The organism is Paraburkholderia sp. (assembly GCF_034668105.1).
In the GTDB taxonomy this organism is placed as follows: domain Bacteria; phylum Pseudomonadota; class Gammaproteobacteria; order Burkholderiales; family Burkholderiaceae; genus Paraburkholderia.
This window is the reverse complement of record NZ_JAXDPY010000305.1, coordinates 1-6,972: the sequence shown is the minus strand read 5'-3', so window position 1 is coordinate 6,972 and position 6,972 is coordinate 1. Positions and strand designations below refer to the sequence as shown.

The following is a 6,972-nucleotide window of genomic DNA, read 5'->3' as shown; positions in this document are numbered from 1 at the left end:
GCAAGGGCAACACGGTCGCGCATTTTCGGCGCAGTTCGTACGCGATCGGTTTGAAGATGCAACAGGCCGGCAGCACACTCGCCGACAAGCACGGCTTGCCGGCCACGGAATACGCGTCTCATGGCGGCGCTTTCCCATTGAAGGTCGCGGGTGCAGGCGTGATCGGTTCCATCACGGTATCCGGCTTGCCGCAGCGCGCCGATCATGAACTGGTGGTGGAAGCACTGTGTGCTCACCTCGGTCACGACTACAGCAAGCTCGCGCTTGCGAAGGCCTGAGCCGATGCGGATCCCTCCTTATGCGTTGCTTGCCATTGCGATCGTCGCCGAAGTCATTGCGACCTCCGCGATGCGGGCGTCGGAAGGTTTTTCGCGCCTGTTGCCCGCAACGGTGGTGGTGATCGGCTACGGCATTGCGTTCTATTGCCTGTCGCTCACGCTCAAGACTATTCCGGTCGGCATCGTCTACGCAGTGTGGTCCGGCGCCGGCATCGTGCTGATCACACTGGTCGCGCTCGTGCTATACCGGCAAGTGCCCGACGTGCCGGCCATCATCGGGCTCGGGCTGATCGTTGCCGGCGTAGCCGTGCTAAATATGTTCTCGAAGATGCAGGCGCACTGAGCCTTACTTGCAGCGCACGATCATCGAACGGTTTTTCACGTTGGCCGAGACGACGTTCGTGACGCTGCCGCCCGCGGTGCCGCCTTCGTCATTGTCTTTCGACACGATGTCGTAGCCGGTTGCGCCACATGCCTTGCCGGCCTGCACGTAGCAGGACGCCCAGCTGGAAGCGGCATCGGCGCCGCTGCAGTTCACCGCAAAGCCGGTCTGGCCGTTCGGCAGATTGATCAGCGACGTGGTATTCGACGATGCGCAGCCGCCGAGACCCGCGCCCAGCAAAAGGGCGGCGGGCAGGGCAACAGACAGGGACGCTCCGCGGACGAGCGCAAGTGCGGCGCTGCGGGGTCGGAAGCGGCCGGGGCGGCGCAGTTGCGTCATGAAATGCATCGTGATGTTTCCTTTCAAATAGATATCCAGTCTCGCCTCGTACACCGGAAGTGTGCTCTCGAGGCTAAGGCGTTTCGATCGTGATGCCCGCCGCGCCGACCTTTTGACGGCTTTCCGTGCCGCTTTCGGTCGCCGCGTCTTCCCAGATGCTGATGGCTCTCGGGATGTCGATGCCGTGGCTTTCGGCGTACGCAAACCATCTGTTTGCGGCATCCGGCTCAGGCAGTTCGTGGTTCTGCAGATAATATTTTCCCATACCGCGCTCGTTGGACTCGAAATGGCGTCACAGCGTCAGCACCGATCGTGCCTGTGAACGTGCCGGTGAACCGGTTCGACAGAGGCGAGCCCTACAAGTGCAATCCGGCGTATCGCTCTGCCCACAGAACTTATCGGCTCGGGGCGCGCCTTACTTACTTGTCTACGGCGAGCGCATGCGTGTGAACCGTCCACGTGGCGTCCGTCCATCCACTGCAAGCGAGGAGAAAGAACATGGCTGAACGCGTCAGCGGCCCTTATCGCGGTTATTACATCAGCGCCGCCGCGCGCCTCGTGCCGGCAGTCGAAGCGTCCGCGCCGGCCGCCGGCACTGCAAGCGGTACGTATGTCGGTTCGGTGAGTCTGGCTAAACAGGGGCCGGACGATCCGCACCGGATGGAAACCTTGCTCGAACTCGGCGATGCGCAGCGCTTTGGCAGCGAAGAGGACGCGCTGGTCTTCGTCGAACAGGCCGCGCGCGATTATGTCGACCGTCTGCTCGGAGGCGCCTGATGACGGCGCGCGACACCAGCCAAGACGGCGCCGGAGGCTGGACCGCGGTCCAGCCGCGCGAGTACCATAGCGGGCATGTCCGGGGGCAGCCGGTTCTCGCCGGTGTCCATAGCCTGCCGGATACTTCTGATGAGGCGACCATGGAAATTCGGTTTCCCGCGGACGCGCCTGCTTACCGCGACTCCAATCTGACGGTGGTGTTTCCCGCGCTCGTGGACGGCGAACCAGTGCCGTGCGCGATCTCGGTCGAAGCACTCGAGGATCACTTCGGCGCGTACAGCGAAGATCTCGAAGGCTGGATGCGCGCGTTCGACGCCGGGCGTCCGCGCATCGAGGCGGTTGCCCGCGAACATCTGCAGATCAGCAATGGCACACCTGTGTTGCTTAAAAGTGGCCATTTCCCGCCGGGAAACGTCGCGGTTTAGCTGCAGGCTCACGGCGACACGGCAGATAGACACACGGTTCAAAACCGGTCGATTGCGCAGGTGCTGTTCGACGCGTGAGGTTGCTCGCGCCGGCGCCGCTTTCGTGTGTATTTCGTGCGTGTAGACCGTGCGAGTTTCTGTTCCTTTCGTGTGTATTTCAAGCGTGTACGCCGCACGAGCTTCCGTCGTTTCCGTGTACGAAGGCCCGCTCCCAGTCAGACTGTTTTCGCGGCGTCCCGATGCGTGTCCATACCCGCCGACGCGGTGGCGCGCGCAGCGTTGAACGCCTGACGGATACCGTCTTCGTACGACGTTTTGGCGATCGGACCGATGAGCTGTGTCAGTGCAGAGTCGTCGAGCACAACCGGCTGGGTCATCAGGTAATTCATTTCCACCAGTTCCCGCATCAGCGGATTGAAGAGGCCGAGCATGCGCAGCATGGTCTTGCCGGCCACCATCAGCTTCGGCTCGCGGCCCGCCAGCGCGTAGGCCTGTCTCGCTACTTCGCGCTGCGTGATCGTGCCCGTGCCGGCCAGGTGCCACCAGCGGCCATAGGCTTCCGGGGTACGCGTGAGTTTCTCGACCACCGGTCCGATATCGGGCAAGTAGATGAATTCGTGCGGTACGTCCACCGGCCCGATCACCTGCGCGCGCTTGCCGTGCGCCGCGCCCTCGAACACGCCGTTGATCAGACTGCGTTCGATGCCAGGACCGTAAAAGTCCGGCAGGCGCAGCACCAGTGTCGACAGGGTGGTTGGTCCGCTTGTGCCTCCGCTTACACGCCCGCTTGTGCGTTCGCTTCCGCTTCCGCTCTCACCCGCGCTCCCGCTTGGGCGCCCGCCTGGACGCCCATGTGCCGCCAGCACCAGATCTTCCTGCGCGAGCCGCATCTTGCCTTTGAACGTATGCGGCTCACGCGGATGATTTTCGCTAACCGGATTGCCGCGCGCGCGGCCGTAGGGATACACGGTGCCGATCAGAATGAAACGTTCGACGCCCGCCGCCGTCACGCCGCTGAGAGTTCTTTCCGTTAGCGGCGGATGCGCGGCGAATTGATCGTAGGGCACGCCCACCAGATAGATCACGGTCTGCAGGCCCTCGGCCGCGGCGCTGATCGAAGCCAGGTCGTCCGGATTCCACGTGACGATTTCCGCATGCGGGTCATGGCCGAAGGCTGCCTCGAGCGGCGCTCGGGCGCGGCCGACCACCCGGTAATCCCGGCCCGCCGTGCTCAGCGCCGCTGCGATGACTTGACCGGCTGCGCCCGCGGCACCGAATAATCCGACTTTCCCTGTGGCTTGCATGACGACTCCTGGAGGCGGCGCCGTATCGCGCCTGGGTGATGTGACTGATTTTCAACGATCTGGTTGATGTGCGAAAATTTACTGAACACCGTTCAGTAAACGGTGTTCAGTTTAATTTGACTTTTCAGTTTGTCAACCGGAGAATGTTCGTCATGGGAATCGTCGAACGAAGAAGCCGTCAGAAACAGGCGCTGCGCGAGCGCATCCTCGATGCCGCGCGGCGCATCGTCATGCGCGAAGGTTTTGCCGCGCTGTCCATGCGCAAGATTGCGGACGCCATCGAGTATTCGCCCGCCACGCTGTATCTTCATTTCGCGAGCCGCGACGAGATCGCGCATGCGTTGTGCGCTGAAGGTTATGCGCAATTGCTGGAGACGTTCGTCCCTTTGGCGCAGATCGCCGATCCGGCTGAGCGCTTGAGGGCGCTCGGGCGCGCTTATGTGGCTTTTGGTGTCGCGCATCCGGAAACCTACCGGTTGATCTTCATGGAAGACCCGAGCTATACGGGCGCGGCGTTGGGCGGTGTGGCCGCGGTATCGGGCACGAGTGTGTCGGTGGCTGCGATTGCGGATGCTGCGGCGACGGACGAAACAGTGGCAATGCCGGCGGGCAGGGCAGCGGCGGCAGGAACGGCGGTAGTAGAAACAACCGCAGCAGAAACAACCGCAGCAGGAACAACCGCAGCAGGAACAACCGCAGCAGAAACAATGACCGCAGGTTCCACCGCTTCGGGAACAGCGAACCTCGCATCCGCGACATCTACCGACGATCCCGGCGACGCGTCGCTGCGCATCATGCTCGCCGCGCTCGAAGAATTGAAAGCGGCAGGGCGCCTGTCCGCGTCCATGGATGTGACAGTGTGGGCCGAGGCGTTCTGGGCGACCTTGCACGGCATCGTCGCACTCAACCTCACATGCCCGGTGTTTCCGACCGCGCCGCTGGATACGGTGGTGGGTGTCGCCCTTGATGCCTGGCTGGGTCCCAGAGAAGCCGGTCAGCCGTCAGATATCACCCGTTCCTCTCGCGCGCGCAATGGAAAGCCCGCTGACGCGCCGGTGGAATCGGTCCCCGAGTTGGGCGGCGAACCGACCGCTCAGCCATCCCGGTCAGCCGCGCCGTCGGGCAAGAAGTCCACGAAGCGGCCTGAGCCACCAACCCCCAAACCCGTCACCGACGCGGATATCCCGACGCCACTAAAGCGGCGACCAAAGTAGCACCCAACCCAGAACCCAAAGTAGAACCCAACCCAGAACCCAAAGCAGAACCCAAACCGCACACCACGTCCGCCACCAAGCCGAAAGCAACGCGTGCGTGATAACGTTCAGTTCCGACTCATCTCGCGCCATCGCGCTTAGCTCTCCATGTCCATTTCCTCCTCGCCCGCCGTCAGCGACGAAGTCGCGACTTACGTAGCCAACCGCATCGGTTTCATCGAACTGGAAAGGCCGAAGGCGCTCAACGCGCTGTCGACCGGGATGATTCGCGCCATGCACGCGGCGCTCGATCAGTGGCGCGAAAATCCCGACGTGCTCGCCGTGGTGGTGCACAGCGAGCATCCGCGCGCGTTCTGCGCGGGCGGCGACATCCGCTTTCTGTACGAGTCGGCTGAGCGTGGCGAGCAGGCCGCGCGCGATACGTTTTTCATCGAGGAATACCGGCTCAATCACGCGATCTTCACCTACCCGAAGCCCTATATCGCGTTGATGAACGGCGTCGTGATGGGTGGCGGGATGGGGATTTCGCAGGGCGCGCATCGTACCGGCGGCCTGCGGGTGGTCACCAACTCGACGAAGATGGCGATGCCCGAGACCCGCATCGGACTCTTTCCCGATGTCGGCGCGAGCTGGTTTCTGGCGCGCACGCCGGGCGCGCTCGGCCGTTATCTGGCGGTCACCGGTGAGACGATCGGCGCCGCCGATGCACTCTATGCCGGCCTCGCCGACGCCTATATCGACGACGCGGCATTGCCCGCGCTAGTCGATACGTTGCGCAGCGAACTGTTCGAACGCGGCGCCGACGTGGTGGCGTGCATCGAGCGTGAGACAGCCGCGCATCAGGTCGTGCCGGCACCCAATGGTTCGCCGCTCGCGAGCGCACGTGCGTTGATCGACCGCCATTTCGCGCTGCCCGACATGACGCGGATTCTCGCTTCGCTGGAGCAGGCGCGCTCGCATGGCGGCGAGGCCGCCGAGTGGGCCGAACAGACGATTGCCGTGTTGCGCGAACGTTCGCCGCTGTCGATGGCTGTGTCGCTGGAAGTGGTGACGCGCGCGGAGGGTTCGATGGCGGAAGTGCTGCGCGGCGATCTGGATCTGACACGCACGAGCTTTGCGCAGGGCGACACGATCGAAGGAATTCGCGCACGCATCATCGACAAGGACAATGCGCCGCGCTGGCGCTTTGCGCGCATCGAAGACGTGAACGCCGCCGATGTCGCGAAGATGTTCGAAAGCCCGTGGCCGGCAAACGAGCATCCGTTGCGCGATCTGCGGGCCTGAACAAACTCACGCGATAGCAACAGCGATACCGGCGGCAGAAGCTGTGCCGTTCAGGCGAATCGCAAACCGCAAACCGCAAACCGCCGAACCACCATAGCCCCGCGAGCGGAGCCGAAAACCCTCAGTCCTCGTCTTCGCTCGCCATGAAGGCGCGCATGAACACCAGCGCGCCCCAACCCCACATCGCATTCGCCGCGAACCCCACCGCGAGGCGCGGCAGCATATTGCCGCTCGGCCAGATGCCGCGCAGCGGATCGACCACGAACACACTCGCCGCCGTCAACGCGATACCACCGAACACGAACGCCGGCACCCAAGGCGCACGCCGCCCAGGCGCCACGCGCAGCAGCCACGCCATCAGCACCGCCCAGAATGCACTCCAGATTGCATTGGCAATGAACTCGGGCAATCCGAGCGGCAAAAACGGTGCAGTTGAAAAACCGTTCGGATCGATCAAACCGGCTGCGTGCAGCAGCGCCAGCGTCGATTCATGAAAGAACAGGGAAGCCAGAAAACCGGCGACGAACGGCAGGATGAGTTTTTGCATGCATGGCACCGCGAGAGCTCAGGCGGCGTGATTCGCGCGGCCTGCACCGGATTATCGGAAACGTGGCGCCATTATATATAGGGGCACCGCGCTTTCAGCGTGGGTAAGGTGCAACACCCGTATGCTTTAGCGTCGGGCTAATCACGAAAGTGGAAAACCTAAGCTCAAAAAAATCGTTCAAAAGCCGCGCCCCGATCCATAGACTGTTTCTCCATGCAGACGGCGTTTGCCGCCGTCGCCCATTTAATCGAGCGCATCATGCGCACGTTTGGTCGAGGGAAGCCGTCGCGATGTTCTGCCTGATGCCGATCTTCAGCCGCTCCATGGCGCACGCGCGTTCGCTGACGCGCTATTGGAACTAGTCCGCGCCTCATCGCCGTATTTCCGTCCTTTCACGCTTGCATCTCCGGCCGTGTGCCGGG

The 6,972-nt window shown here is 63.0% G+C and carries 10 protein-coding genes; 6 read left to right on the top strand and 4 right to left on the bottom strand.

Translation table 11 applies throughout. The features are described 5' to 3' along the window. Together QOC89_RS13925 and QOC89_RS13920 are read left to right on the top strand one after the other, a co-directional pair. Positions 1 to 278, top strand: a 278-nt coding sequence (locus tag QOC89_RS13925) for a heme-binding protein (protein ID WP_323045541.1), incomplete at its 5' end; no start/stop codon positions are given. 10 nt (positions 279 to 288) lie between these two features. After that, complete coding sequence (locus QOC89_RS13920; RefSeq protein ID WP_416340400.1) at positions 289 to 621, top strand: DMT family transporter; 333 nt, start codon at positions 289 to 291, stop codon at positions 619 to 621. Positions 622 to 624: 3 nt separating this feature from the next. Here QOC89_RS13920 and QOC89_RS13915 read toward each other — a convergent pair whose 3' ends face one another. Both QOC89_RS13915 and QOC89_RS13910 read right to left on the bottom strand, forming a co-directional pair. Continuing rightward, positions 625 to 1,008, bottom strand: coding sequence for a hypothetical protein (locus QOC89_RS13915; protein ID WP_323045542.1), 384 nt, complete (start codon positions 1,006 to 1,008; stop codon positions 625 to 627). Positions 1,009 to 1,072: 64 nt separating this feature from the next. Continuing rightward, positions 1,073 to 1,264 carry a hypothetical protein gene (locus QOC89_RS13910; protein ID WP_323045539.1) on the bottom strand — a complete coding sequence of 64 codons (192 nt, stop codon included), beginning with the start codon at positions 1,262 to 1,264 and terminating at the stop codon, positions 1,073 to 1,075. A 233-nt stretch (positions 1,265 to 1,497) separates the two neighbouring features. Here QOC89_RS13910 and QOC89_RS13905 point away from each other — a divergent pair, with 233 nt between their 5' ends. Together QOC89_RS13905 and QOC89_RS13900 are read left to right on the top strand one after the other, a co-directional pair. Continuing rightward, positions 1,498 to 1,776: a hypothetical protein gene (locus QOC89_RS13905; protein ID WP_323045538.1), complete on the top strand. Its 279-nt coding sequence runs from the start codon at positions 1,498 to 1,500 to the stop codon at positions 1,774 to 1,776. Further along, a complete protein-coding gene (locus tag QOC89_RS13900) occupies positions 1,776 to 2,201 on the top strand; it encodes a DUF1488 domain-containing protein (protein WP_416340399.1) in 426 nt (141 codons plus the stop codon). The genes QOC89_RS13905 and QOC89_RS13900 overlap by 1 nt, the downstream gene beginning before the upstream one ends. Positions 2,202 to 2,416: 215 nt before the next feature. Here QOC89_RS13900 and QOC89_RS13895 read toward each other — a convergent pair whose 3' ends face one another. Further along, positions 2,417 to 3,505 carry an NAD-dependent epimerase/dehydratase family protein gene (locus tag QOC89_RS13895; RefSeq protein ID WP_323045537.1) on the bottom strand — a complete coding sequence of 363 codons (1,089 nt, stop codon included), beginning with the start codon at positions 3,503 to 3,505 and terminating at the stop codon, positions 2,417 to 2,419. A gap of 152 nt (positions 3,506 to 3,657) precedes the next feature. Here QOC89_RS13895 and QOC89_RS13890 point away from each other — a divergent pair, with 152 nt between their 5' ends. Both QOC89_RS13890 and QOC89_RS13885 read left to right on the top strand, forming a co-directional pair. Then, positions 3,658 to 4,719 carry a TetR/AcrR family transcriptional regulator gene (locus tag QOC89_RS13890; protein WP_323045536.1) on the top strand — a complete coding sequence of 354 codons (1,062 nt, stop codon included), beginning with the start codon at positions 3,658 to 3,660 and terminating at the stop codon, positions 4,717 to 4,719. 147 nt (positions 4,720 to 4,866) lie between these two features. After that, complete coding sequence (locus QOC89_RS13885; RefSeq protein ID WP_323045535.1) at positions 4,867 to 6,003, top strand: enoyl-CoA hydratase/isomerase family protein; 1,137 nt, start codon at positions 4,867 to 4,869, stop codon at positions 6,001 to 6,003. A 121-nt stretch (positions 6,004 to 6,124) separates the two neighbouring features. Here QOC89_RS13885 and QOC89_RS13880 read toward each other — a convergent pair whose 3' ends face one another. Beyond that, positions 6,125 to 6,550, bottom strand: a complete 426-nt coding sequence (locus tag QOC89_RS13880; protein ID WP_179731325.1) for a hypothetical protein — start codon at positions 6,548 to 6,550, stop codon at positions 6,125 to 6,127. Between the last annotated feature and the right edge of the window lie 422 nt (positions 6,551 to 6,972).